The 24,824-nt window shown below is 59.3% G+C and carries 21 protein-coding genes and 1 pseudogene; 15 read left to right on the top strand and 7 right to left on the bottom strand.

Features of this window, described 5'->3' with window-relative positions:
• Window positions 1-10: 10 nt before the first annotated feature.
• Window positions 11-442, top strand: a complete 432-nt coding sequence (locus CKV89_RS08265) for an OsmC family protein (RefSeq protein ID WP_051277051.1) — start codon at window positions 11-13, stop codon at window positions 440-442.
• Between the two features lie 13 nt (window positions 443-455).
• On the opposite strand, the gene CKV89_RS08260 is transcribed toward CKV89_RS08265, so the two are convergent.
• Both CKV89_RS08260 and CKV89_RS08255 read right to left on the bottom strand, forming a co-directional pair.
• Complete coding sequence (locus CKV89_RS08260) at window positions 456-851, bottom strand: DUF3054 domain-containing protein (protein ID WP_051277049.1); 396 nt, start codon at window positions 849-851, stop codon at window positions 456-458.
• Window positions 852-1,852, bottom strand: a pseudogene (locus tag CKV89_RS08255) (ribose-phosphate diphosphokinase). It lies immediately after the preceding gene.
• Between the two features lie 151 nt (window positions 1,853-2,003).
• On the opposite strand from CKV89_RS08255, the gene dop reads away from it, so the two are divergent.
• From dop to CKV89_RS08205, 10 genes are all read left to right on the top strand, one after another.
• Complete coding sequence (dop, locus tag CKV89_RS08250; RefSeq protein WP_051277047.1) at window positions 2,004-3,596, top strand: depupylase/deamidase Dop; 1,593 nt, start codon at window positions 2,004-2,006, stop codon at window positions 3,594-3,596.
• A 33-nt stretch (window positions 3,597-3,629) separates the two neighbouring features.
• The gene (locus CKV89_RS08245; protein ID WP_084440792.1) at window positions 3,630-3,818 is read left to right on the top strand and encodes a ubiquitin-like protein Pup; all 189 of its coding nucleotides are present in this window, start codon (window positions 3,630-3,632) and stop codon (window positions 3,816-3,818) included.
• Window positions 3,815-4,648 (top strand): proteasome subunit beta, encoded by an 834-nt coding sequence (gene prcB, locus CKV89_RS08240; protein WP_084440791.1) that lies wholly within the window; start codon window positions 3,815-3,817, stop codon window positions 4,646-4,648. The genes CKV89_RS08245 and prcB overlap by 4 nt, the downstream gene beginning before the upstream one ends.
• Window positions 4,645-5,373 carry a proteasome subunit alpha gene (gene prcA, locus CKV89_RS08235; RefSeq protein WP_028326260.1) on the top strand — a complete coding sequence of 243 codons (729 nt, stop codon included), beginning with the start codon at window positions 4,645-4,647 and terminating at the stop codon, window positions 5,371-5,373. The genes prcB and prcA overlap by 4 nt, the downstream gene beginning before the upstream one ends.
• A complete protein-coding gene (gene pafA, locus CKV89_RS08230; protein WP_028326259.1) occupies window positions 5,370-6,764 on the top strand; it encodes a Pup--protein ligase in 1,395 nt (464 codons plus the stop codon). Before prcA ends, pafA begins: the two co-directional genes overlap by 4 nt.
• A gap of 29 nt (window positions 6,765-6,793) precedes the next feature.
• A complete protein-coding gene (locus CKV89_RS08225) occupies window positions 6,794-7,846 on the top strand; it encodes a helix-turn-helix transcriptional regulator (RefSeq protein ID WP_028326258.1) in 1,053 nt (350 codons plus the stop codon).
• Complete coding sequence (locus CKV89_RS08220) at window positions 7,843-8,835, top strand: helix-turn-helix transcriptional regulator (RefSeq protein ID WP_028326257.1); 993 nt, start codon at window positions 7,843-7,845, stop codon at window positions 8,833-8,835. Before CKV89_RS08225 ends, CKV89_RS08220 begins: the two co-directional genes overlap by 4 nt.
• Before the next feature lie 122 nt (window positions 8,836-8,957).
• The gene (tatA, locus tag CKV89_RS08215; RefSeq protein ID WP_034400351.1) at window positions 8,958-9,323 is read left to right on the top strand and encodes a Sec-independent protein translocase subunit TatA; all 366 of its coding nucleotides are present in this window, start codon (window positions 8,958-8,960) and stop codon (window positions 9,321-9,323) included.
• Complete coding sequence (gene tatC, locus CKV89_RS08210; RefSeq protein ID WP_231935363.1) at window positions 9,320-10,192, top strand: twin-arginine translocase subunit TatC; 873 nt, start codon at window positions 9,320-9,322, stop codon at window positions 10,190-10,192. The genes tatA and tatC overlap by 4 nt, the downstream gene beginning before the upstream one ends.
• Window positions 10,193-10,244: 52 nt before the next feature.
• Window positions 10,245-13,094 carry a DEAD/DEAH box helicase gene (locus CKV89_RS08205; RefSeq protein ID WP_028326255.1) on the top strand — a complete coding sequence of 950 codons (2,850 nt, stop codon included), beginning with the start codon at window positions 10,245-10,247 and terminating at the stop codon, window positions 13,092-13,094.
• A gap of 10 nt (window positions 13,095-13,104) precedes the next feature.
• Here CKV89_RS08205 and CKV89_RS08200 read toward each other — a convergent pair whose 3' ends face one another.
• Window positions 13,105-14,040, bottom strand: a complete 936-nt coding sequence (locus CKV89_RS08200) for a 5'-3' exonuclease (RefSeq protein ID WP_028326254.1) — start codon at window positions 14,038-14,040, stop codon at window positions 13,105-13,107.
• Window positions 14,041-14,454: 414 nt separating this feature from the next.
• On the opposite strand from CKV89_RS08200, the gene lnt reads away from it, so the two are divergent.
• Both lnt and CKV89_RS08190 read left to right on the top strand, forming a co-directional pair.
• A complete protein-coding gene (gene lnt / locus CKV89_RS08195; protein WP_084440789.1) occupies window positions 14,455-16,065 on the top strand; it encodes an apolipoprotein N-acyltransferase in 1,611 nt (536 codons plus the stop codon).
• A complete protein-coding gene (locus tag CKV89_RS08190; protein WP_084440915.1) occupies window positions 16,065-16,874 on the top strand; it encodes a polyprenol monophosphomannose synthase in 810 nt (269 codons plus the stop codon). The genes lnt and CKV89_RS08190 overlap by 1 nt, the downstream gene beginning before the upstream one ends.
• Window positions 16,875-16,961: 87 nt before the next feature.
• On the opposite strand, the gene CKV89_RS08185 is transcribed toward CKV89_RS08190, so the two are convergent.
• The 3 genes from CKV89_RS08185 to trpS all read right to left on the bottom strand — a co-directional run bounded on the left by CKV89_RS08185 (window position 16,962) and on the right by trpS (window position 20,075).
• Window positions 16,962-17,318: an RNA polymerase-binding protein RbpA gene (locus CKV89_RS08185; protein WP_028326251.1), complete on the bottom strand. Its 357-nt coding sequence runs from the start codon at window positions 17,316-17,318 to the stop codon at window positions 16,962-16,964.
• Between the two features lie 155 nt (window positions 17,319-17,473).
• Window positions 17,474-18,769 (bottom strand): M15 family metallopeptidase, encoded by a 1,296-nt coding sequence (locus CKV89_RS08180; RefSeq protein ID WP_051277041.1) that lies wholly within the window; start codon window positions 18,767-18,769, stop codon window positions 17,474-17,476.
• A gap of 190 nt (window positions 18,770-18,959) precedes the next feature.
• Complete coding sequence (gene trpS / locus CKV89_RS08175; protein ID WP_028326250.1) at window positions 18,960-20,075, bottom strand: tryptophan--tRNA ligase; 1,116 nt, start codon at window positions 20,073-20,075, stop codon at window positions 18,960-18,962.
• A gap of 273 nt (window positions 20,076-20,348) precedes the next feature.
• On the opposite strand from trpS, the gene CKV89_RS08170 reads away from it, so the two are divergent.
• Both CKV89_RS08170 and CKV89_RS08165 read left to right on the top strand, forming a co-directional pair.
• Complete coding sequence (locus CKV89_RS08170; RefSeq protein ID WP_084440788.1) at window positions 20,349-20,522, top strand: CsbD family protein; 174 nt, start codon at window positions 20,349-20,351, stop codon at window positions 20,520-20,522.
• A 1,212-nt stretch (window positions 20,523-21,734) separates the two neighbouring features.
• The gene (locus CKV89_RS08165; RefSeq protein ID WP_231935362.1) at window positions 21,735-23,906 is read left to right on the top strand and encodes an ATP-binding cassette domain-containing protein; all 2,172 of its coding nucleotides are present in this window, start codon (window positions 21,735-21,737) and stop codon (window positions 23,904-23,906) included.
• On the opposite strand, the gene CKV89_RS08160 is transcribed toward CKV89_RS08165, so the two are convergent.
• Window positions 23,903-24,664 carry a GTP pyrophosphokinase gene (locus CKV89_RS08160; protein ID WP_231935361.1) on the bottom strand — a complete coding sequence of 254 codons (762 nt, stop codon included), beginning with the start codon at window positions 24,662-24,664 and terminating at the stop codon, window positions 23,903-23,905. The genes CKV89_RS08165 and CKV89_RS08160 overlap by 4 nt on opposite strands.
• Window positions 24,665-24,824: the final 160 nt, after the last annotated feature.

The following is a 24,824-nucleotide window of genomic DNA, read 5'->3' as shown; positions in this document are numbered from 1 at the left end:
GGTTCAGTTCATGAGTGAAGCGAACGAATCAGGGGAAGCGATCAGCGTCAGCAAAGAATGCGGCGGCGTTTTCGTTGCCCGCAACGGTCGCGGTGGCGTTATTCGTCTCGCTACGGCAGGGGATTTGGATACGTGGACCCCTACGGAGCTGCTCCGGGCGGCTTTGGCTGGTTGTGCCGCATTGTCGCTGGAACCGTTGATGGAACGGCATCTGGGGGAGGATGCTGAAGCAACAGTCACGGTGAGTGGTCAGTACGACTGTGCGCAGCGTCGGTATGACTCTTTTTCGACTTCGGTCTTTATTGCTGGCGAAAACCTTGATGCCAGGCAGCGTGTTCGTGTGGAGCAAAGCGCTCACCGGGTGCTGCGCAGTGCTTGCCGGGTGGAGCGCACCCTTACGCGTACGCCACGGCTCGACCTGGATGTCCAGGTCGAGCCGTGAAAGTGATGGGGGATTAGGCGGAGCGTCGTGCTGCTATGGCTCGCCATCCGATGAGTGTCAGGGACAAAAAGATTGCGGAAACGATCACGAAGGCAAAGGCGGTGCCCCCGCCGCTCATGGACCGCACGGACATTCCGCCAGCGAGGGTGACGATCCATACGAGTACGCCTTGGCGAATGCTGCGGGGTGCAGCGTGTTTTGAGGCGTAGGTGACTGCCCAGGCTGCGGCTAGACCGACGAGGAAGGGTGCTGCGACGCCGAGGATCGCAGCCAGTCCGAGTGATTCTCCGTGGTTACCGCGCCCGATTGCTGCGAAAGCGACAACGCAGACAACGTCGATCGCGGCGATGGCTGCTGCGGGGAGGCGGACTAGGCGCGTTGGGTGGGGCAGAGGGGATGTGGTGCTCATTTAGGACTCCTGGGTGCCGAAATCGAGGTCGAAGCCAAGTTGTGGTGAGGCGTGGCGTGGGTCGATGCCGTCGAAGAGGCGGCTGACTGATTCGCCTTGGTGGATGCGGGCGATGGCTTCGGCGAAGAGTGAAGCGATCGATACGACGGTGAGTTTGTCCCATCCGGTGGGGGAGGGGACGGTGTCTGTTGTGACGACTTCGTCGACGAGGGGGTGTTGTGTGAGTTTTTCGACTGCTTTGCCTGCGAAGAGGCCGTGGGTGCATACGACGGATGCGCCGGGGCAGCCAGCTTCAGCGAGGCGGTCGAGTAGGCCGATCATTGATCCGCCGGTGGCGATTTCATCGTCGAGGATGATGGTGCGTTTGCCGGTTACGTCACCGACGATTGATTCGATTTCGATGTTGTCGTCGCCGTGTCGGATTTTGCTGCCTGCGGCCACGGGTAGGGATAGCAGTCGGGCGAAGAGGGAAGCAGTTTTGGCGTTGCCGAGGTCAGGGGAGACGACGACGGAGTTGTTGAGGTCTCGTCCGCGGAAGTGGTCGGCGAGCACGCCGATTGCTGAGAGGTGGTCGACGGGTACGGAGAAGAATCCGTGTACTTGGGGGGCGTGCAGCTCCATGGTGAGTACGCGGTCCGCTCCGGCGGTGTGGATGAGGTCGGCGACCAGGCGTCCGCCTAGGGAGATGCGTGAGGCGTCTTTTTTGTCGGAGCGGGCGTAGGAGTAGTGGGGGATTACTGCAGTGATTTGTGCGGCGGATGCCCCTCGTGCCGCGTTGATCATCATGAGTAGTTCCATGAGGTGATCCTGTGTGGGGGGGGCACGAGTGGTTGGACGATGTATACGTCTCGTTGGCGGCAGTTTGCGAGCAACTGTGCCTGTAGGCAGTCGTTGCTGAATCGTTGAATCTCGGTGGGGGACAGGGGGACACCCAGATGTCGGCAGATGTTCTCGGCGAGCCCACGATGGGCACTGCCAGAGAACACGATCACGTCGCGCACAGCTGATCCTCACAGGTTTTGGGTCTTTTACCTGGTGTTGCTTAGGGCAGCACCATCGTCAGGCTATGTCACTAGTGGTATGCGGGGATGCACACCTCAGTAGCCTAGGTGCTCTTGTGAACCCGTTGTTGGTGATGCGTGGAGTCGTTGCATGGCTTCTGTCACCCGTGGTTGTGCTGGTGTCCATCGAGTTGTGGGGCTCGAGACTGAGTTCGGTATCACCGTTGCGGGTGATCCTCACGCTAATCCGATGACTGCTTCGGAGCTTCTTGTGCAGGCGTACGGTGCGTTGGCTGCGGCGAGGGGGCATCGGGTTGCGCGGTGGGATTATGCGGGTGAAAGTCCGTTGGTCGATGCGCGCGGGTGGACTCTTGATCGTGGTTGTGCCCAGGAGTCGATGCGTACTGATGAGGTGGGTGAGGATCTTCGTTTGGCGAGTCTTGCTGCCCCTAATGGTGCTCGTGTTTACGTTGATCATGCTCATCCGGAGTACAGCGGTCCTGAGTGTGTTACTCCGAGGCAAGCGGTGATGTGGGATCGCGCGGGGGAGGTTGCGTTTACGGATGCGGCGGCAATGCTTACTGGCAGTGATATCGCGGCAGCCAGCAGCGGTGGCGAGCGCCTTGTGCTGTATAAGAACAACACGGATGGTAAGGGCGCTTCGTACGGTAGTCACGAGAATTATCTCGTTGACCGTGGGGTTGCGTTTGAGCGGATTGCTGAGTTGTTGATTCCGTTTTTTGTTGTTCGTCAGGTGCTTGCTGGGGCGGGTCGGGTTGGTCTTGGGCAGCGTTCTCAGGTGGGTGGTTTTCAGCTTGGGGCGCGCAGCGATTTTATGGAGGCCCTTGTTGGGTTGGAGACGACTTTTCGTCGTCCCATTATTAATACTCGTGATGAGCCGCATGCTGATCCGGGGCGTTTTCGGCGGCTTCACGTGATTATTGGTGACGCGAATTTGGCGGATGTTTCGGCGTTGTTGAAGGTGGGGTCAACGTCGTTGGTGCTTGGTCTGATTGAGGGTGGTGTGTGTCCTCGGTTTGAGTTGGCTGATCCGCTGGCTGAACTTGTTGCTGTTTCTCGTGATGTGCGGGGTCGGCATCGTCTTCGTCTTGTTGATGGCAGGCATATCAGTGCTGTGGAGATGCTGCGTGCTTATTGGCAGGCGGCGGCTGAGCATGCTGGTGTGACTGCTGAGAGTGCCCCGGATACGTATGAGGTTTTGTATTGGTGGGATGAGGTGTTGACGCGCTTGGCGGATGGGCCGGAGGCGGTGTCGCATTTGCTTGATTGGGCTGCTAAGTGGGCGGTGGTGGAGCGTTATCGGGCGCGTGAGGGGGGGTCGTGGGATAGTCCGAAGTTGCGTGCGGTGGATATTCAGTGGGCTGATACTCGTCCTGAAGTGGGGGTGGCGCGTGTGCTTGAGCGGGCGGGGCGGTTGCATCGGCTTGTTCCGGAGGATGATGTCGCGGCGGCTGTGTGGTTGCCGCCGGGGCATACGCGGGCCTGGTTGCGGGGGCGTTGCGTTGATGGGGCTGTGAATGTGGTTGCCGCGTCGTGGGAAACTCTCGTGCTTGAGGATGCTGGTGTGTCGCGGTTGTGGTGTGTTGATCCTGCTTTGGGTGCGCGTGATCAGGTTGGTGATGATCCGGTTGGACAGTGTCGGGGTGATCTTTTTTCGTATGTGGGGGCGGCGTTTAGGGCGGTGAGCGGGTGCGATTTTCCTGTGGATGGCCGGTTAGATTGAAAACAGTTGTGAATGTAGATGCAGGAGGTTGTGATGGCTGGGCAAAAACGTGTTTCCGATATTTATGAAGAAGATGATGCGGGTGTTGAGCAGGTAGCGGAGTCTGGTCGAGCTACTGGTGTGCATGCGGATCTTGATGCGGTTTTGGATGATATCGATGCTGTTCTGGAGACTCATGCTGAAGAGTTTGTTGCGAACTTTGTACAGAAGGGTGGACAGTGATCGGGCCACTGCAGGATTCGTCTTTTAGTCAGTATCTCGCTGATTCGGCGCCGCATTTGTTGCCGGGGCATGGTGATTGTGCTGTGCAGGGTGCGGGGGAGTCGGGGTGGCATGCCTCTGCTCCGCATGGGACCACTATTGCTGCGGCTACGTTTGGTCAGGGTGTGGTGATTGCTGGTGATCGTCGGGCGACGGCGGGAAGTCTTATCGCTAGCCATGACATCACGAAGGTGTTTGTTACGGATGAGCATTCGGCGGTGGGGATTGCGGGTACCGCTGGCTTAGCGGTTGAGCTGGTCAAACTTTTTGGTGTGGAGATTGAGCATTTCGCCAAGATCGAGGGTGTGCCGTTGTCGGTTGATGGCAAGGCCAACCGGTTGGCGACGATGTTGCGTGCCCAGATGACGATGGCGATGCGTGGGTTGCCGGTGTTGCCGTTGTTTGTTGCTTCGCATCCGGCTGGTGATCGGCGTGTGGCTCGTTCTGCTTCGCCGGGCCGGATTTTCACCTATGACGTTACGGGTGGGTGTTATGAGGAGCACGATTTTCATTCGATTGGGTCCGGTGCGATGTTTGCGCGTGGCTCGTTGAAGAAAACGTGGCGGCCTGGGCTTGGTGTTGATGAGGCTGTGCGTGTGCTTATTGAAGCGCTTGTGGATGCCGCTGATGATGACAGTGCAACTGGTGGTCCTGATCTTGCTCGAGGTATTTGGCCTACGTGTGCGGTGGTTACTCCTGATGGGGCTGAAGAGGTAAGCCCGCAGAAGTTGGAGGGCATCGTGACTGAGTTATTGGCTGCGCGTCGCCAGCGGCAGGAGGGCCGGGCATGAGTACGTCGTTCTATGTTTCACCGGAGCAGCTTGTTAAGGATCGGGTTGAGTTCGCGCGTAAAGGTATAGCGCGTGGCAGGTCGGTTGTGGTGGGTAGCTGTGCTGATGGGGTGGTTCTTGTTGCTGAGAACCCGTCGACTTCGTTGCATAAGATTTCCGAAATTTATGATCGGATCGCTTTCGCCGCGGTTGGTAAGTATCACGAGTTTGAGAGCTTGCGGGTGGCGGGGATTCGTTATGCCGATGGGCGTGGTTATGCCTATGCGCGTGAGGATGTCACGGCTAGGGCTCTGGCTAATGCGTATTCGCAGTCGTTGGGGGTGGCGTTCACGGCTGGTCCTAAGCCGTATGAGGTGGAGCTTGTTGTGGCTGAGGTTGGTGCTACTGCGGCTGAGGATGCGTTGTTCCGGTTGCGTTTTGATGGCAGCGTCGGAGACGAGGAGGGCTTTGTTGCGATGGGTGGTGATGGAGAGGCCTTGAGTGCGACTTTGCGGGACACCTGGGATGTAGGAATGAGCTGCGCGCATGCAGTGGGGCAGGCGGCTGCTGCGTTGTTGCCTCGTGGCGATGCCGTTGAGCGCAGTAGCCAGTTGGAGGTTGCTGTTTTGGAGCGGGGTTGTGCGCGTCGTTCTTTCCGGCGGGTTCCGGTGGCGCGGGTGCAGGAGTGGTTGCGTTCGTGTGATGGTGCCGGTGAGAGTGAGGGCGTGTTGGAAGGTCAGGCGTGACGTCTCGCGTCATGGGGGTGGAAACCGAGTACGGCGTCTCCTTCACGTATGAGGGCAGGAGGCGCCTGTCGGGGGATGAGGCTGCGCGGGCGATGTTCCGGGATATTATTGGCCGTCATCGCACGTCTAATGTTTTTACCGATAGTGGTGCTCGGTTGTATTTGGATGTGGGGAATCATCCTGAGTACGCCACTGCTGAGTGCACGGATGTGTTTGATCTTGTTGCTCATGATCGTGCTGGTGAGCTCATCATGGATGAGCTGGCTGGTGGTGCTGTGCGTAGGTTGGCCCAGGACGGTATCGAGGGAACGTTCAGGGTATTGAAGAACAACCTTGATTCTGTTGGTAATTCGTATGGCTGTCATGAGAACTATTTGGTGCGTCGTAGTGGGCGTGTTGAGGCTTTATCGGAGTTGCTTGCTCCGTTTTTGGTGACGCGGCAAATTTTTTGTGGCGCGGGGCGGGTTGTTCGCCCGCAGCGGGGTGCAGATGAGCCGGTTCGGTTTGATATTTCGCAGCGTGCAGAGGTGGTGTGGGAGGGGGTTTCGCATGCCACTACGCGTTCGCGTCCGATGATTAATGCCCGCGATGAGCCTCATGCTGATGCGAATATGTACCGCCGTTTGCACGTCATCGTAGGTGATTCGACGATGACGCAGACCAGCACTTTGCTGAAGGTGGGGACCACGGAGTTGGTGTTGCGGGTGTTGGAAAGTGGTGCGCCTGCGCCGGTTGTGGGGTTGGCGTCGAATGCGCGTGCTATTCGTGCGATCAGTAGGGATCCGTGGTCGGTGGTTTCGCTTGCTGATGGCAAGCGGATGCGTGCGGTTGAGGTGCAGCGCGCGTTTTATGCGGCGGTGGTCGATTATCTGGATCGGGTGGGCGTATCCGGGCCTGCTGATGAGCGGGTGTTGCAGTTGTGGGATGGGGTGCTTACGGCGGTGGAGTCGCGGGATTGGGCGGTGTTGTCGCGGCAGGTTGATTGGGCGGTCAAGAGGCGTGTTCTTGATCGGTTTATGGAGCGTCACGGCACGGATTTGCAGGATGCGCGGGTGGCTGCTTTGGACTTGCTTTTTCATGATGTCCGTCCGGGGCAGGGACTTTTTGCTGCGTTGGAGCGTGCTGGTGAGGTGGATGTGCTTATTTCTGATGCGCGGGCGCGGGAGGCGATGACGGTTCCGCCCAGGACGCGGGCGGTGTTGCGTGGGGCTGTTGTGGTGGCGGCGAGGCAGGCTGGTTTGCCGTGTTCGGTGGATTGGGCGCGGGTGCAGGTTGGTGGTGGGGTGGATCGGGAGGTGGAGTTGTTGGATCCGTTTGCTACGCATGATGAGCGGGTTGAGCAGTTGCTTGTCAGTATGCGTGGGGATGGCGGTGTGGTTTCGCTGCGGTGAGTGGGGTTGGGTGGACTAGATTTCGCCGCATGGGATCTTCGAACGGTGACGCCAAGATTGAGCGTCTGCTCAATCTTGTTCTCGCGCTTCTGGCTACGCGTCGTCCGCTACCCAAGGAGACGTTGCGGCGGCAGGTGCGCCAGTATGAGCAGTTCAGTGATGAGCTCTTTGATCGCATGTTTGAGCGCGATAAGGATGAGTTGCGTGAGTTGGGGATTCCTCTTTTGACGCAGCCGGTGGATCCGTTTTTTGATGACGAGGTTGGTTATCGGATTGATCGTCGTGCGTATGCTTTGCCGCCGATTCGGTTCAGCGCTGGTGAGGTGGAGGCGTTGCGCCTGGCTGCTCGGATTTGGTCGTCGAGTTCGTTGGCGCCTACTGCTGCGTCGGCGATTCGTAAGTTGTCGGCGGCTGGTGCTGAGTCGGGGGAGTCGGCGTTGCTGACGGGTGTGGCTGATGGGGTGGTTGATGAGGTTGATCAGTTCATGGTTTCGACGTCGGTGCCTTCTTTTGAGGTGTTGCGGCGTGCGGTGATGTCGCGGCGTGCGGTGAAGTTTGATTATCGGCGTTCTGGTGGTGAGGTTTCGTCGCGGCAGGTGCAGCCGTGGCGGTTGCAGGCGTGGCATGGGCGTTGGTATGTGACGGGGTTTGATGTGGTTCGGGGGGCGGAGCGGTTGTTCCGGCTTGATCGGATTGTTTCGGAGGTTAAGTCGGTGGGGCGTGCGGGGGCGTATGGGATTCCTGCAGGTCATGATCCGATGAGGATGATTCGTCGCAGTGTGGATCCGGGCGCGGGTGGTCGTGCTGAGTTGTTGGTGGCGCGGCGTGCGGGTGCGGCGTTGCGGTTGCGGGCGGCGGAGCAGGTGGGTGGTGATGCTGCTGAGCATGTGTCGGTGGTTGATTTTTCGATGCCAGGCTTTGATTCGTTGGTGGTGGATTTTGATGATCTGGACCGTATGGCGGGGGAGTTGGCGTCGTATGGGCCTGATGTGGTGGTGGTTGCTCCGCAGGAGTTGCGGGTGCGGGTGGTGGGTTTGTTGAAGGGTGTTGTGGCGGCTGGGTTTGAGGAGGGGCAGCGATGAGTATGGAACCGGCGAAGCGGCGTTTGGAGCGTCTTCTCACGATGGTGCCGTGGGTGTTGGAGCATCCGGGGGAGTCGGTGGAGGAGGTGGCGAAGGTGTTTGGGGTCACTGCTGCGCAGGTGGAGAAGGATTTGGCGGTGATTTTTTTGTGCGGTACGCCTGGGATTACTCCTGATGTGTTGATTGAGGCGGATTGGGAGTCTGGGGAGGTGTTTATTCGTAATGCGGATGAGATTTCGCGGCCGTTGCGGTTGGCTCCTGATGAGGCGTTGTCGTTGATTGTGGGGTTGGAGGCGTTGGGGTCGGTTCCTGGTCTTGCTGATCCGGCGGTGGTTGCTTCGGCGTTGGAGAAGTTGGTGGAGGCTACGGGGCATGTTGGTGGGGATGACGCGGTGGAGTTGGCGCGGCGTATGGGTGTTGATCTTGTTGATGAGGATGCTGCGCGGTGGGTTGGTCAGGTGCGGCAGGCGTTGCGTGATAAGCGGCGGGTGCAGTTGCGCTATTTGAATGTTGCGCGCGATGAGGTGACGGATCGGGATGTTGATCCGGTGCGGTTGGAGCATTCGGGGGCGCATTGGTATTTGCGGGGTTGGTGTCATCGGGCGCAGGGGGTGCGTACGTTCCGGTTGGATCGGATTGTGTCGTTGGAGGTGTTGGAGGTGGAGAGTGTGCCTCCGCGGGGCGCGTTTGAGGATGCGGCGGCGCCTACGCAGGGGCCGTTGGATGCTTCTATTGAGGTGGTTCTTCGGGTGGGGCCGCAGTCGCGGTGGATTGGTGAGTATTACCCGGTGGTGTCGGTGGAGGATGCGCAGGGGTCTGGTAGTGCGGATGATGAGCCGGATCAGTTGGTGCGTTTGTTGGTGAAGGATCCGTCGTGGGTGAGGCGTTTGGTGTGGAGGTCTGGTGGGTCGGTGCGGGTGGTTGAGCCGGCACATGTAGCGGTTGAGGTTTCGCGTGGTGCGCAGCGTGCGTTGGATTATTACGAGTGAGTTGAGTATGGAACCTGAAGGGATGGGCAGGTTGCCTCGCGGGCGGGGGTGAGGTTGCGCGCTTAGACTGGCGAGGGCTCCGGTAGGTGTGTGATGTCGGGGTTGACAATGAATGTTTTCTGATGAAAGGCCTGGTCATGCCGAGTTGGCTTGGTGGTCCTGAAGCGCTGGTGATCATTGTGGTCATCGTTGTGTTGTTCGGGTGGAAGAAGTTGCCTGATGCTGCGCGTAGTTTGGGGCGTTCGATGAGGATTTTTAAGTCTGAGGTTGATGAGTTGAAGCGTGATCACCGTAGTGCTGCGTCGCAGGACACGGTGCATGGTGATGTTGCTTCTCCTTCGAGTACTGCGCCTCAGCAGCCTCAGCAGACGGCGCCGCGTGAGCCGGAGCAGTCTCCTTCGGCGCAGGCTGGGCAGGAAACTCCGTCTGCGGTGCAGGAGAAACGGCCTTTTAATGATGGTTCGGGTAACGCGCAGTACCGCGCGTGAGTGCCTCTGGGGGGCATGAGGTGACCGATGTTGACGGTCCCGGTGTTGCCGGAAGTTCGGTGCACAGGCAGGTTCGTCGTCCGCGGTTGAAGCATCGTCGTAGGGATCCGGAGGGGCGTATGCCTCTCGCGGAGCACCTGCGGGAGTTGAAAAACCGTTTTTTGGTTGCGTTGTTGGCGTTGGTTGTGGCTGCTGTGCCTGGGTGGATGTGGTACGAGCCGATCTTGAACGATTTGACTTCGCCGCTGCGTATGCGGCGGGGAGATGTGAATTATGCGACGCTGACCTCGCCGTTGGCGGTGCAGATTCAGGTGGCGCTGTTTGTGGCGCTTATTTTGTCCAGCCCGGTGTGGATTTATCAGGTGTGGGCGTTTATCGTGCCGGGGCTGCGCCGTAAGGAGAAGTGGACGGCGTTGGCGTTCATGCTGACGGCGATTCCGTTGTTTGTGTCGGGGTGCTGGTTGGCGTATGTGACGTTGCCGAAGGCAATTGTCATTTTGATCGGTTTCACGCCGTCGCAGGGTGTCAATATTGTGCCCGCGGATGAGTATTTGACGTTCGTGACTAGGTTCATTGTGGCGTTTGGGTGCGCGTTTTTGCTGCCGGTGTTCTTGGTGGGGTTGAACATGATTGGGGTTTTCCCCGCTGCGGCGATGTTGCGCGGGTGGCGTTTCGCGGTGGTGGGGTTGTTTGTGTTTGCTGCGTTCATCACCCCCACGCCGGATCCGTGGACGATGTTTGGTTTGGCCATCCCGATGACTGTTTTGTATTTCGCAGCGTGGGCTGTGGCTTCGCTGTTGGAGCGCAGTAAAGCGCGTAAACGTCCTGAGTGGTCGAATCTTAGTGATGATCAGGCCAGTCCGTTGTAACTAGTGCGGTGGCCTGGGATCGCCAGGGGTTCTCTGACGTAGCCTGGGCCACATGTCGTCTCCTGCAGAGCGTTATGCCCGGTCACGAGCTAAAGGTGTTGCCCACCATCGTCGACTGGCGGAGTTTTGTGACTTGCTTGATTTCCCACTTGATGATTTTCAAGAGCGGGCGTGTGCTGCGTTGGAGGATGGCCGGGGTGTGTTGGTGGCTGCACCCACGGGCGCGGGTAAGACGATCGTGGGTGAGTTTGCGGTGCATTTGGCGCTGTCGAGGGGGCAGAAAGCTTTTTACACCACGCCGATTAAGGCGTTGTCGAACCAGAAGTATCACGATCTAGTGACGCGGTATGGCGCTGAGAATGTGGGGTTGTTGACGGGGGATTCCTCGATCAACGGTGAGGCGCCGGTGGTGGTGATGACCACGGAGGTGCTGCGCAACATGATGTATGCCGGGTCCGATACGTTGCGCGGTTTGGCGTTTGTGGTGATGGATGAGGTCCATTACTTGGCAGATCGTGCGCGTGGTGCGGTGTGGGAAGAGGTGATTATTCACCTTCCTGGTGATGTGCAGGTGGCGGCATTGTCGGCGACGGTCAGTAATGCTGAGGAGTTTGGTGATTGGTTGGGGGCGGTGCGGGGCGACACCGAGGTGGTGGTGGAGGAGCATCGTCCGGTTCCGTTGTGGCAGCACATGATGGTGGGAACAACGATTTATGACTTGTTCGTTGATGCTGAGCCTGATCGTGCTGATACCCGTGTCGCGGGTCGTCCTGGTGCAGCGCGCCAGGAAAGTACGCTTGTTAATCCGGATTTGATTGAGGCGATTCGTAGTTCGCGTTCGAGCACGGATCGGCGTGGCCGGTTGGAAGATCGGGGTGCGCCGCGGGGGCGCCGCGGCCGGCAGGTGCGTGGTCGGGGCGGGGATCGTTGGAATGCTGGTGGCGCTCAAGGGCTGGGTGCTGGTCGCGGCTCGGCGGGGATGCCAAGCCGGGCGCAGGTCATTGACCGTCTTGACCGTGCGGGGCTGTTGCCTGCGATTACGTTCATTTTTAGTCGTGTGGGGTGTGATGCGGCAGTGACTCAGCTGTTGAGTCATGGAACGAGGCTGACTAGCACTGCTGAGGCCGAGGAGGTCCGCCGGATTGTTGAGTCGCGGGTGGCGGGTTTGGCGGCTGAGGATTTGTCTGTTTTGCACTACTGGGAGTTTATTGAGGCTGCTTCGCGGGGGTTCGCAGCGCATCACGCAGGGATGTTGCCGGCGTTCCGGGAGATTGTGGAGGAGTTATTTCTCGCCGGGTATGTGCGGGCGGTGTTTGCCACTGAGACGTTGGCGTTGGGGGTGAATATGCCTGCACGTACGGTGGTGTTGGAAAAGTTGGTGAAGTTCAATGGGGAGACGCACGCTGACATCACCCCGGCTGAGTACACGCAGTTGACTGGTCGTGCCGGTAGGCGTGGCATCGATATTGAGGGTCACGCGGTGGTGTTGTGGAACCCGCGGGTGGATCCGTTGGCGGTGGGTGGGTTGGCTTCGACGCGGACGTATCCGTTGCGTAGCAGTTTCCGCCCGACTTACAACATGGCGGTGAACTTGGTTGGCACGTTCGGTCGGGTTCGGGCGCGAGAGATTTTGGAGACGTCGTTCGCTCAGTTCCAGGCTGATCGGTCGGTGGTGGGGATGGCTAAGCAGCTGACTGAGCATGAGGAAGCGTTGGCTGGGTATGGCGATGCGATGACGTGCCATATGGGTGATTTCCGTGAGTATTCGGCGTTGCGTCATGAGTTGGGGCGTTTGGAGAAGGATGCGGTGAAGGCGCGTTCAGCTCGGCAGCGTTCTATTGCGCGGGCTTCGTTGGAGGATTTGCGGTGGGGGGATGTTGTTTTTGTGCGTGTGGGTAGGCATCAGCAGCGGGGTGTGGTGGTGCCGGTTGGGCATGCTCGTGAGGTGGTTGTGTGTACGCAGGAGGGGCGTTTGTTCACGGTGGATCCTGCGCAGTTGGATGAGCCGTTGGTGCCGATTGGGCATGTGCGGTTGCCGCGCAAGGTGAACTACCGCAATCCGAAGGTGCGTAAGGATGTGGCGGCTTTGGTGCGGGATCGGGTGCCGGATGTGCCGCAGGATTTTGCGTCACGTAAGTCGGCTAAGGGTGGAAAAGACGAGGCTATTGAGGCTCGGGTTACTGAGTTGCGTAAGAAGATCCGTTCGCACCCGTGTCATGGGTGCGCTGATCGTGAGCAGCATGCTCGGTGGGCGGAGCGCTGGTGGAGGTTGGAGCGTGAGACGCAGGCGTTGCGGCGTCGGGTGGAGAGTCGTACGAATTCGGTGGCACGGGTGTTTGATCGTACGTGCACGGTGTTGGAGCGTTTCGGGTATTTGGCGCAAGGGGGTGAGTCGGTCACTGAGCGTGGGGGACTGCTGGGTCGTATCTATACGGAGCGGGATTTACTTACTGCGGAGTGTTTACGAGCGGGGGTATGGGATGAGTTGGATGCTCCGCAGTTGGCTGCTGCGGTGTCGTGTTTGGTGAATGAGCCGCGTAAGGAGGAGCGGGAGCCCTCACCGCGTGGTGGTGGGGAAGCGTTGATGCGTGCCCATGACGAGATGGTTCAGGTGTGGAGTGGGCTTGAGGATGCGGAGTCTGATGGTGGTGTGTCGGTGACGGCGTACCCGGATCCGGGGATTGCGCATTTGGTGTATGCGTGGGCCAAGGGGCGTTCGCTTGAGGTGGTTTTGGCTGAGATGGATTTGGCGGCGGGTGATTTTGTGCGCCGGTGTAAGCAGGTTGTGGATTTGTTGGATCAGATTATGGCGGTTGCTCCTACTACGCAGTTGAGTCGTACGGCGCGGAGCGCGGTGGATGCGGTGATGCGTGGTGTGGTGGCTGCGGATCGGATGGGGTGATGTGGATGGGTTATGCGATGGCGCATACGGCTAGGAGGCGGTCGAAGGTGTTGGCGAGGCGGTAGCGCGCGGCGAGGTCAGATAGCAGGCGCAGGTCGGCGACGTGGCGTGGCAGTGCTGGGTTGACGTCGCCGATGGGTGCGTCGGTGGCGGTTGCTACGACGGTAGCGGCGGCGTCGAGGTAGTCCGAGGCGTTGGTGATGCGTGTGCGTTGTGTTGCGGTCAGTTCGGAGTTGGGGTCGGTGGCGGCGGCGCGTAGTGCGGCGAGGCTGCCGTGTTTTTCGAGGAGGGTTCGGGCGGTTTTCTCTCCGATGCCGCGTACGCCGGGCAGGCCGTCGCTGGGGTCTCCGCGTAGGGTGGCGAAGTCGAGGTATCCGCGGCCGCCGCGTATTCCGTAGGTGGTGTGCAGGTAGGTTTCGTTGACGAGTTCGGGTGCGCGTACGCCGGTTCTGGCGGTGTAGAGAACGTCGATTCCTTTTGTGTCGTCGACGAGTTGGAATAGGTCTCGGTCGCCGGTGACGACGTGGATGGGGTGTTCTGGGGTGGTTGCCCAGCGGTGGGCGAGGGTGGCGATGACGTCGTCTGCTTCGTATCCGCTGGCGCCGATGCGGGGTATTCCTAGGGCGCGTAGTGCCTGGATGATGATGGGGACTTGGATGGTGAGGTCGTGGGGTGCGTCTTCTTCGTGGATGCCTTCGGTGGTGATGCGTACGCGTTGGGCTTTGTAGCTGGGGAGGGCGTTGACGCGGAATGCGGGGCGCCAGTCTTCGTCCCAGCACACGACGAGCCCCTCAGGGGTGTAGCGGGTGATGAGTGAGGAGATCATGTCTAGGAAGCCACGGATGGCGTTGGTGGGTGGTGTTTGGGGGGTGCTGGGGCGTTCTGGAACGCCGTAGAAGGCACGGAAGTAGAGGGAGGAGGCATCGAGAAGGAGAACACCAGTCACAGGGGTGACGATACTGGCGTGTTGGGTGGGTACCCTTCTCGCCTGCATGTATGTGGGTGTGTGGGGGTGTTTTAGTGGATCTTTTCGGTATCCGCGAAACACGCGGTGAATAGTTTTCTGACCTGCGCGTTTACGGTGTTAGCGCTGGTCAAGGGTAGCGTTGCTTGAGTTGACCGACCTGACGTTTTCGGTAGTTTGGAATTCGTCTTCAGGGCGCCGACCCGGTCGATCGTTGCATCGACTGCTATCGGTCGGTAGTTCGGTCGGCGATGACGGGACCCGTTCACCGAGTAGAAAACGTCCTCGTATTGCGAGGCGGCCCCAAAGGTGACGGGTCCCGTCCCTGCAAGGCACTGTTCGGTTTCTGCTGATGTGGCTTCCGTTCGTGCCGTGTCACGAAGTGAGGGGTCTGGGATGCCGGCTGTGGTGTCGCGGTTTGTTGTGGGGGCCTGGGGGAGGTCTGGGGTGTGGTGGGTGCGGTGTGTGATTGCCGCGCTGGCTGGTGGGGTTCTTTATTTGGCTTTTCCGTCGCATGACCTGTGGTGGGCGGCGCCGTTGGGTGTGGCGTTGTTTGTGGTTGCTACCGGTGGGGTTGGTCTGCGTGGTGGCGCGGTGTTGGGGTTTGTGTGTGGTGTGTGTTTCTTCGCGCCGCTGTTGCAATGGACGGCGGTGTTTTTGGGGTGGTCGCTGCCAATTTTCGCGTTGTTGACGCTGGAGTCGCTGTATATGGCGTTGGCGGGGGTGGCGTTGGCTGCTGTGCAGCGCCCGGTGCCGGGGTGGCGGTTGCCGGTGGCTGTGGCAGTTGCGGTGGTATGGACGGGGACGGAATGGTTGCGGTCGGTGACTCCCTTTGGCGGGTTTGCGTGGGGGAGGTTGGCGTTTTCGCAGGCGGATTCACCGATGTTGTCGGCTGTTCCGTATGTGGGGGCAACCGGGTTGACGTTTTTGGTGGCGTTGGTGGGGGCGTTATTGGCGTGTGGGGTGCGGGGGCTGCTGCGTGCCTGGCGTTCACCGCAAGGGCGTAAGAGCCTGTGGTCTGCGTGTGCTGCGGCGGTAGCTGCGTTGCTGGTGGTTGGTGGCGCTGCGGTGCTTCCGCGGCAGCTGGGCGATGATGCGGGGTCAGTGCAGGTTCTTGGGGTGCAGGGGAATGTGCCTAGGGCCGGGTTGGATTTCAATGCTGAGCGTCGCGCGGTGACTGATAATCATGCTGATGCCACGAAGGAGGCTGCGCGCAAGATCATGCTGGGTAAGATGCCGCGCCCGGATCTTGTGGTATGGCCGGAGAATTCCTCCGATATTGATCCGATCCGTAATTCAGATGCTGGTGCGGTGATTAAGTCGGCGGTGCAGGCGGTGGGAGCGCCGTTGTTTGTGGGGGCTGTTTTGGCTGAGCCTGCGCCGCAGGTGACGAATGCGATGCTGTTGTTTTTGCCTGGTCGCGGGATTGTGGATCGCTATGACAAGAGGCATCCGGTTCCGTTTGCTGAGTACATTCCGTTCCGGTCGGTGTTGCGTCAGGTCACTCCGTTGGTTGACCAGTTGCTTCCGTGGGATTTCGTTAAGGGTGCGCGGGATGTGGTGTTTTCGCTGCGGGATGGGCAGGTGCGGGTGGCCACGCCTATTTGTTTTGAGGTGGCGATTGATACGGCGGTGAGTTCGGGGGTGCGGGCTGGGGCGAATCTGCTTGCGGTGCCGACGAATAATGCGACGTTTGGGTTCACTGACGAGTCGGTGCAGCAGCTTGCAATTTCGCGTATCCGGGCGGTGGAGTTTGGTCGTTCTGTTGTGCATGTCTCGACGGTGGGTGTCAGTGCGTTGATCACTCCGGATGGGGCGGCGCATCAGCGCACGGATTTGTACACCCAGGCTGTGGTTGCTGGTCAGTTGCCGTTGCGCGAAAATCTCACACCTGCGGCTTATCTGTCGGTGTGGCCGGGGGTGGTGACCAGCGTGATCACGGTGCTTCTTCTGTTTGTTCAGGCTGTCCGCGTTCGTCGGGGTGGCCCGGCTAGACTCGCCGGGTGATCGATCACTTCTCCGAGCCCCAGCCCCGTCAGACGTATGAGCCGGTTCAGCGGCCGGTTGTTCTCATCCCGACGTACAACGAGAAGGAGAACGTGAAGCGTGCGGTGCGGGGGGTGCGTGAAGCGCTACCTGCTGCGGATGTGTTGGTGCTCGATGATGCCTCTCCGGATGGTACGGGGCAGATCGCTGATGCGTTGGCGGCTGAGGATGAGCACGTGTTTGTGCGGCATCGTGCGGGTAAAGAGGGGCTAGGGAAGGCCTATCTGGATGGGTTTGCTTGGGCCGCCGAGCGAGGCTATGACGCTGTGGTTGAGATGGACGCGGATGGTTCGCATCGGGTTGCTGATTTGCCGGCTGTTGTTGCGGCGATTGATGGTGCGGATGTCTCGATTGGGTCGCGGTGGATTCCTGGTGGTTCGGTGGTGAATTGGCCGCTGCATCGCAAGGTTTTGTCTGTGGGTGCTAACACGTATACGCGGGTGCTGCTGGGGATGCCGGTGCATGATGCTACGGCTGGTTTTCGGGTGTATCGGGTGAGTGCGTTGGAGACGATGGGGCTCGATGGGGTGCAGTCGCATGGCTACTGTTTCCAGATCGATTTGACGTGGCGTGCGGTGAAGAAGCGGTTGAAGATTGTTGAGGTGCCGATCGCGTTTGTTGAGCGTGAGGAGGGCACTTCCAAGATGAGCTCGGACATCATCGTGGAGGCATTGCGGAATGTGACGGTGTGGGGGATTAAGTATCGGTGTGGCCAGGTCGCGGGGCTTGCTTCACGGGTGGTGGGTGCGGTGAAGCGTTCGCGTTCGTAACTGCGTGTGAGCATGCGTGAGGCGAGGCTCCCTGATTGCCGGTAGTGACCGGCGTGGGGGCCTCGCCTCACGCATGTGTGGAGAGTTTTACCTCAGTGAGGTCAGTGGTTCTTCGCCGCGGCGGGCTCGGACGACGTTGACGCGTTCGATGAGTACTTCGGCGAGTTCTTCTTCGCTGCGACGTTCGAGAAGCATGTCCCAGTGGGTGCGGACGTGTTTGCCCGGTTTGTGTTCGGGGTCGGGGCCGTCGGCCAGTTTGGCTTCCTGGCCGCAGCGGCACTCCCAGATCGGGGGAATGTCGGCCTCGATGGAGAAGGGCAGCTCACTGATGTGCCCGTTGGGGCACTCGTACTTGGAGATGCGGCGCTCACTGAGGACGACGTTCTCATCGGTCTCCATGCTCAGGGCACTGAGGTTGGTTCCTCGAAGCGAACGTTCTGCCATGTATGGCCTCCTGGACGATGAGCGGTAAGTGGCTTGCTGGCTGCTGTTGAGCCGGTGCTGTGTCGGTCGTGCCGTTATGGGCACGACGTGTCATTGTCTCTCAACTATGGGCGTGGGTGTTGCATTCCCGTGTGGCTGGATGTGCCGTTGTGGGGTTAGTTGGCGTATTCCCAGTGCCAGGGTTCAGGTTTGCTGCCGGTTGGTTCTGCCCATGTGGGGTGGTAGAAGCCGTAGAGGGGGGCGTTTTGTTTCATCCACTGGTAGGCGATGGTGCCGAAGTTTTCGATTCCTCCGCACAGGTCGATGGCGATGCCTAGACCGTGGTGGCTTTGGCCGGGTACTGCGGCGAGGTTGGGTTTGCGGCGGCGGATGTCGACTTGTTCGGCGAGTGATCGGTAGGAGTCGGAAACACACAGGTAGTTTCCGGTTTCTTTCCGGTAGGCGGTGCTCATGCGGTCGAAGGCGCTGGCTGCGCTAGGGCGTAGTTTGTGTCCTGGAGCGGTGGCCAGGGGGCACAGTGCTGAGTCGGGGAAGAGGCCGTTGGGGTAGGTGGTGTTGTTGGTGGAGCAGCTGGTGCTGTTGCTGAGGGCGTCGGCGGCTTCGCGTTGGGCCAGAGCAGCTGCTGCTGCGGCGTCGGTGGGGGTGCTTTCGGTGGCGGCGATTTTTCCGCGGGTGGCGGCTACTTGAGCGGCTAGGGCAGTGGCTGCGGCTTGATGGGTGGCAACGGTGGCGTCGGCGGCTGCTTTGGCTGTTGCGGCGGCAGTGGTGGCTTTTTCGCGGGTGATGCGGGCAGTGGCTGCGGCGGTAGCTGCGGTTTGTTGTCGCTGGGCCAGACTGGTGTAGTGCTCTCGTTGGGAGTTGCGGATGTCGGCGAGGTATGCGGACAGGGTGGCTGCGGAGAGCTGGTCGCGGGTGCCGGTGGCGACTTTGATGATGGCCGCTAGGTCTGCCAGGGGGCCATTGCCGTTGGTGTAGGCGTCGATGGCCATGGCTTCGACGTCTCGTTTGGCGTCGGTGACGTGTTGGCTGAGTTGGCGTAGTTTTTCGCGTTCGGTTTTTTCAGTGGAGATGGCGGCTTCAAGGGCACGTTTGGCGTAGGCGTATTTTTCCATCGCTGTGGTGGCTGCTGCTGCGGCGGCGTCGAGGCGTTGTGAGGCGGCTGCTAGTTGTGCGTTTTGCTGCGCGAGTTGGGTGCGTAGTTTTTCGGCTTGGGCGAGTTGGGCGGCGACTTCGTTTTTGTTGAGGGGGCCGCGTTCGTCTGCGCCGGGGGTGCCGGTTTGTGCTGTTTGTGGGGTGGTGGTTTCTGCCGTGGCTGGTGCTGGGGCGGTGCTGGTGGCGAGGATGGCTAGCGCGACAGAGGTGGTGATGCGTTGCGCCCAGGTTGTGGCGTGGGCTCGGCTGTGAGTTCCCGTGGCGTGGGTTGTGGTGTGTGTGCGCGACGAGTGTGTCACTGAGTTCCACCTGTCCTCGATTGGTCCCCGTATGGATTGTTTCATTCGAGGTTCGAGATGTCTGGTCGCGATGTGCCTGTTTGTATGCATAGGGCTTGCGTGTGGGGGAGTGTGACACGGCAGCCGGATGGGTCAGGCCGCCCATCCCGCTGGCGGAGTGGGCGGCCTGATTAGGGGGAAGCAGATGGGTTTACAGGTAGTGCATCTGCATTGCTTCGCGGACTTCGTTGAGGGTGTCGTTAGCGACGTCGTTGGCTCGTTCGATGCCGCGGCGCAGGGTGTTTTCGATGATGGCGGGGTCGGCTTCGGCTTCGGCGCGGCGTGCTCGGATGGGGGCGAGCATGTCGTTGACCGATTCGATGACGAGTTTTTTGAGTTGCCCGGAGCCGCCATCGCCGATTTCTTCGGCGATCTCCAGGGGGGCGCGGTTGGTGGCCAGCGCGGCGAGTTGGACGAGGTTGGAGACCTCGGGGCGGTTTTCTGGGTCGAAGGTGATGTGGCGTTCAGAGTCGGTGACGGCTTTTTTGAGGACTTTGGCTGTTTCGTCGGCGCTCATGCGCAGTTCGACGGTGTTGCCGCGGGACTTGCTCATTTTTTGTCCGTCGGTGCCTAGCACGCTAGGGGCTTCGGACAGGAGGGCGTCAGCGCGGCGGAAGACGGGGGTTTTGCCGTCGCCGGCGCGGCCGTAGCGTTTGTCGAAGCGTTGGGCGATGAGGCGGGTTTGTTCGAGGTGGGGGAGTTGGTCTTTGCCGACGGGGACAAGGTTGGCTTTGCAGAAGAGGATGTCTGCGGCTTGGTGGACGGGGTAGGTCAGGAGGAGGCCGGACATGGGGCGGCCGTTGGTGGCGTCGGATTCGGCTTTGACGGTGGGGTTGCGGCGCAGTTCGGCGTCTGTGACCAGGGACAGGAAGGGCAGCATGAGCTGGTTGAGGGCGGGGATGGCCGAGTGGGGGAAGATGGTTGCTTTTTCGGGGTCGATGCCCACGGCGATGTAGTCGGTGACGAGGGAGCGGACGCGTTCGGCGATGGGGCCTACGCCGTCGCGGTCGGCGATGACTTGGTAGTCGGCGACGACGAGCCAGGTGTCGACACCGGCGTCGTGGAGGCGGACCCGGTTGCGTAGAGATCCGAAGTAGTGGCCGAGGTGCAGGTTGCCGGTGGGGCGGTCGCCGGTGAGGACGCGGAAGCGGGAGGCGTCTTCGGCGATGGCGGCTTCGACTGCGGCGCTGCGTTCTTGTGCTGCTTTGTATGAGGCTTCTGATGTGGAGCGTGCGAGTGCCTCGCCGGCGTCGTCGTGGTCGTTCAGGTTCTGCGGGGTCTCGTTGGCGGTCACGCGGGAAACTCTATCTGCCCACTGCCGGGGGCCAGCGTGGTTGTGCAGCGTATGGAGTACAGAAAAGTGCGTGCTGGCCTGTGTTGTGGGGACATGCCGAGGAGGTGTTTAACCGGGCTGGGGTGGGCAGCTAGTGGTTATGGTCGCGGTGGGTGCTGCTGTCTGTGTGGTGGCGCCTGGAGCAGTTCCGTTAAGACACAGCTGTGTGTCGGATTGGCGCTAAGCGCTGGTCAGAAAGGAGCAACCATGGGTTTTGATGACAAGGTCAAGAACGCTGCGACGGATCTTCAGGGCAAGGTGAAGGAAGCCGTGGGGAAGGTCACCGGTGATAGCAAGCAGGAGGCTGCTGGCCGCGCTGATCAGGCAGAAGCTGATCTGAAGAAGGCTAGCGAGCACGTGAAAGATGCGTTTAAGAACTGATCGTGGGTTTGCCGGTAGGTGTGGGGTCTGCTTTAGGTAGGCCCCACACCTGTTTTATGTGGGATGTAGCTGCGGCATCGGGCAGGTGGACGATAAAGCGTGGGGACACTCGAATCCACGCGGAGGGGTCACTTGGCGATGCGCGTTGAAATACCCGTCATATAAGGGAGGGCAGAGGTGACTGGCTTGCTTCTTGCCCTTTCGAACAGTTGTAGGTCGCTATGGTCGCCTCTGTATTTGGTCGCTGCGATTGCAGCTGGGAAGGCATTTAATGCTCCTGATAACCTCAGCCTGTCACCTGAGTGAATAGGACTTTTCAGTCCACAGAAGCAGGTGTGATGATTCCGCAGCTCTCATTTCTTGGAGGCCGCGGAATCTTATAGTTTTCCGTCAATATCGACACCATGACGGGAGAGAGTGTGACTTCTGGCAGCGGCATCTCGATTCGGTTGATCGAGTGCACGGATGCTCCTGAGTTAACGAAATTACTGGTGGCTGACCGTGAAAAATATGCACGCTAGTTTCCGCCAGGGCCTGATAATTTTTATAGCACAGAAGGCCAGCGGTCCGCTATTGAGTCGCTACGTGAGAATCGCGAGAAAGGTGTCACCTGGCCTGCGGGCATTCTTTCTCATGGCTTCTCTAACGGTTCTTCGCAAGAGCGGTTTTCGCTCACTGAGTGACTGAACGGGCTCCCTTGTTTGCTGCCCGACCCACAACAAGGCATCCCGCTGTTATCGCTGTATATCCGGCAGCGAACAAGATCACTGTCCACGTAGTTGGAGTCTCTGTTCCGTTTACGAAGGCTTCGGCCATCATGGACACGGCTAGCACGCCACTGAGGATCGATACGGTTTTTGTCGTTCCTTTCGCTGCACGATGCCCAGCGATCCACGCCTGATTGGATCATTGACGTTGGTTTTGGGTCAGGGTGGTTGCTGCTTATTTCGTTTCCAGTTGTTCCGATTGTTCTACCTGGGGAACTGGTTGAAAGAGGCAGTCGTGTCTGTACAGCAAGGTTGTAGTGATGCACATGATGTGATTCGAGTGCGGGGCGCCCGAGTCAATAATCTCCGTGATGTATGTGTTGACCTGCCAAAACGGAAGCTGACCGTGGTGACGGGGGTGTCCGGTTCAGGAAAGAGCTCCTTAGTTTTTGGGACAATCGCCACCGAGAGCCGTCGACTGATCGATGAGACATACCCGGCGTTTATGCAGGGTTTCCTCCCTTCTCCGCCCAGGCCAGATGTTGACTATTTGGGCGGATTAACCACGGCGATTGTTGTTGACCAAGAACGGATGAGTGCAAATGTTCGCTCAACTGTCGGCACGGTGACGGAGGCAAATACCTACTTGCGGATGTTGTTTTCGCGGTACGGGAATCCATTTGTGGGGTCACCGCAAGCGTTTGCGTTCAATGTGCCTTCGATGAGTGGGGCTGGCGCAGTCACGGTTTCTCGAGGAAAAGGGAAAGTCGTCAAGGAGAAGCGCTCTTTTTCGGTGACTGGTGGAATGTGCCCGCAGTGCGAGGGGACCGGGTCAGTTTCGGATGTGGATGTGAGCGCTGTTTATGACGAGAACAAGTCATTAGCTGCCGGAGCGATTCTTGTTCCGGGGTACTCGATGGATGGGTGGTTCGGGCGTATTTTTGCCGGATTTGGATTCCCAATGGATATTCCGCTGAAAGATTTCACGCCTACACAGATCGAGGATCTTCTCTATAAAGAGCCGACGAAATTCACCGCGGATGGAGCGAACCTTACGTTTGAGGGAGTGGTGTCCCGTATCCGCACATCAATGTTGTCCAAAGATCGTGAAGCGATGCAGCCGCATATTCGTGCTTTTGTTGATCGCGCGATCGTGTTTCGCCAGTGCCCGCAGTGCGCGGGCACGCGTTTGGCTCAGCACGCTTTGGAATGCCGCATCGCCGGGAAGAACATCGCAGATGCCTGTGCCATGCAGGTGACAGATCTTGCGGCATGGCTCCGTGAGATTGAGGTTCCAGCAGCGGCGCCGCTGTTGGATGGCTTATGCGGGCTGCTTGACTCTTTTGTTGAGATTGGGCTGGGGTATTTGTCCCTTAACCGCTCTTCAGGAAGCCTTTCTGGTGGAGAGGCGCAACGTACGAAGATGATTCGTCACCTTGGGTCCTCGTTGACGGATGTGACGTACGTGTTTGATGAGCCTAGTGCTGGGCTGCATCCGCATGATGTTGAGCGGCTGAATGCGGTGTTGTTGAGGTTGAGAGACAAGGGAAACACCGTTTTGGTGGTGGAGCACAATCCCGCGGTGATTGCGATTGCTGATCATGTGGTGCAGATGGGGCCAGGTGCCGGCCCAGAAGGCGGGATGGTGTGTTTTGCGGGTGGGGTTGATCAGTGGAGCAGCGGTGAGGTGAGCGCAGGCCTTTTGGGTGCGGGGATGAAATGTAAATCTACGGTGCGTGCACCTGTGGGCGTTTTCCCGATTCGGGGAGCCAATTCACACAATCTCGTGGGGGTGGATGTGGATGTGCCGTTGGGGGTATTGGTGGCGGTTACGGGGGTGGCTGGGTCAGGTAAGAGTTCTTTGGTGCATGGGTCGATCGTGGGGGAAGGGGTGGTGTCGATAGATCAGTCGCCTATCAAAGGTTCGCGTCGTTCCAGCGTCGCTACATATACAGGTGTGTTTGATCCGATACGGAAAGCGTTTGCAAAGGCTAATGGGGTTAAGCCGGGGTTGTTTAGCGCAAATTCGCAAGGAGCGCGCCCCAGCTGCAAAGGCATCGGTGTCGTATATACAGATTTGGGTTTTATGGAAACCGTGAGTGCTCCGTGTGAGGCATGCGGGGGAGTGGGGTTTCAATCCCATGTTTTGGAGTACAGCTTTGGGGGAGGGGAAGACAGGGACGGGTGTAATATCGCGCAGGTTTTAGCAATGTCGGTGGATAGTGCACGGATTTTCTTCGGGCAAGGACATGGACGCATCCCTGCCGTGGTGAAAATTCTTGACCGAATCAGTGCTGTTGGCCTCGGGTACCTGACTTTGGGGCAGTCATTAACAACGCTTTCTGGAGGCGAACGGCAACGCTTGCGACTTGCTGCACGCATGGGTGAAGCGGCGGCGCTGCTTGTGCTCGATGAGCCCACTACTGGTTTGCATGAGGTTGATGTGGCGCGACTGTTGGGGCTTTTTGACCGACTTGTTGACGCAGGTTCCACGGTTGTGGTGATCGAGCATCGTCAGGAGGTCATTGCACATGCAGATTGGGTCATTGATCTTGGTCCTGGGGCGGGCAGAGACGGGGGGCGTGTTGTTTTCACGGGAACACCTGCCCAGATGATTGCCGGCGAGGCTGGCATAACAGGCAGGTGCTTGGCTCGTAACGCAGATAGGACTGCTTAACGGTTGTGGCCTAACGACGGCGGGGGAGAGGCATCGACTGCGGTGGCGGGGGATTGGCAATTCTGTACTTCATCACGCAAGGCCGCCATTTGTGCATCGAGGGCAGTGGCTGTGGCAGCCACATCCAGCAGTGTGCGCTCGACGTGCGGGGGGATAGTCGCTTGGTACTTGTATCGGATTTCGTGTTCCACGCTGGCCCAGAAGTCCATCGCGATTGTGCGGATTTGGATTTCGACAGGCAAATGCAGGGTTTGGCGGGCAAGAAATACCGGTACGGACACGATGAGGTGCAGTGAGCGGTATCCGTTGGGTTTAGGTGTGGCGATGTAGTCCTTGATTTGGAGCAGTTCGAGGTCGGGTTGTCGTTGCAGGATGTTGCAGATGTCGTAGACATCAGCGACGTAGGGGCACGTGATGCGCACCCCGGCGATGTCGCGTACGACGGCTGCTGCTGCGGTGAGGTCATAGAGGCAATCGAGCCGCTGCATTTTGGCGATCAAACTGTCGTAGCTTTTCAAACGGTGTTTGACGTGCATGATCGGGCTGTGACAGATGCCGTTGTCGAACTCTTCGCGCAGGATACGGATCTTGGTGAGTACTTCATCGAGGGCGTATTTATAGCGATCACGGAACGCCACGAGGGCTTCGACAGACTCGTGGGAAAACGAGGCGGAGTCGATGCGGCCGGCGTTAACTGCCAGCATCACGTCGGTAACGCCGACGTTGTGCGTCCGTGGGTCGGGGGCTGTGTCCGCCATATCTATGGAAACTACCTCACTGATAGATGACTGCGGCAGGCCTATCGTCCACGTATATCGATCATTGGCGATTTTGATTGTGGGGGCGCCAGGGGAGTTTGTGCAGGTAAAAGCTGCTCTGTGGGCGCGGTGACCAAGGGGACGGCTGCCGTGGTTCTGG

It is taken from the genome of Dermatophilus congolensis, from assembly GCF_900187045.1.
Lineage (GTDB): Bacteria > Actinomycetota > Actinomycetes > Actinomycetales > Dermatophilaceae > Dermatophilus > Dermatophilus congolensis.
Note: the sequence above shows the minus strand (reverse complement) of the source record. Positions and strands in the feature narration are given on the sequence as shown.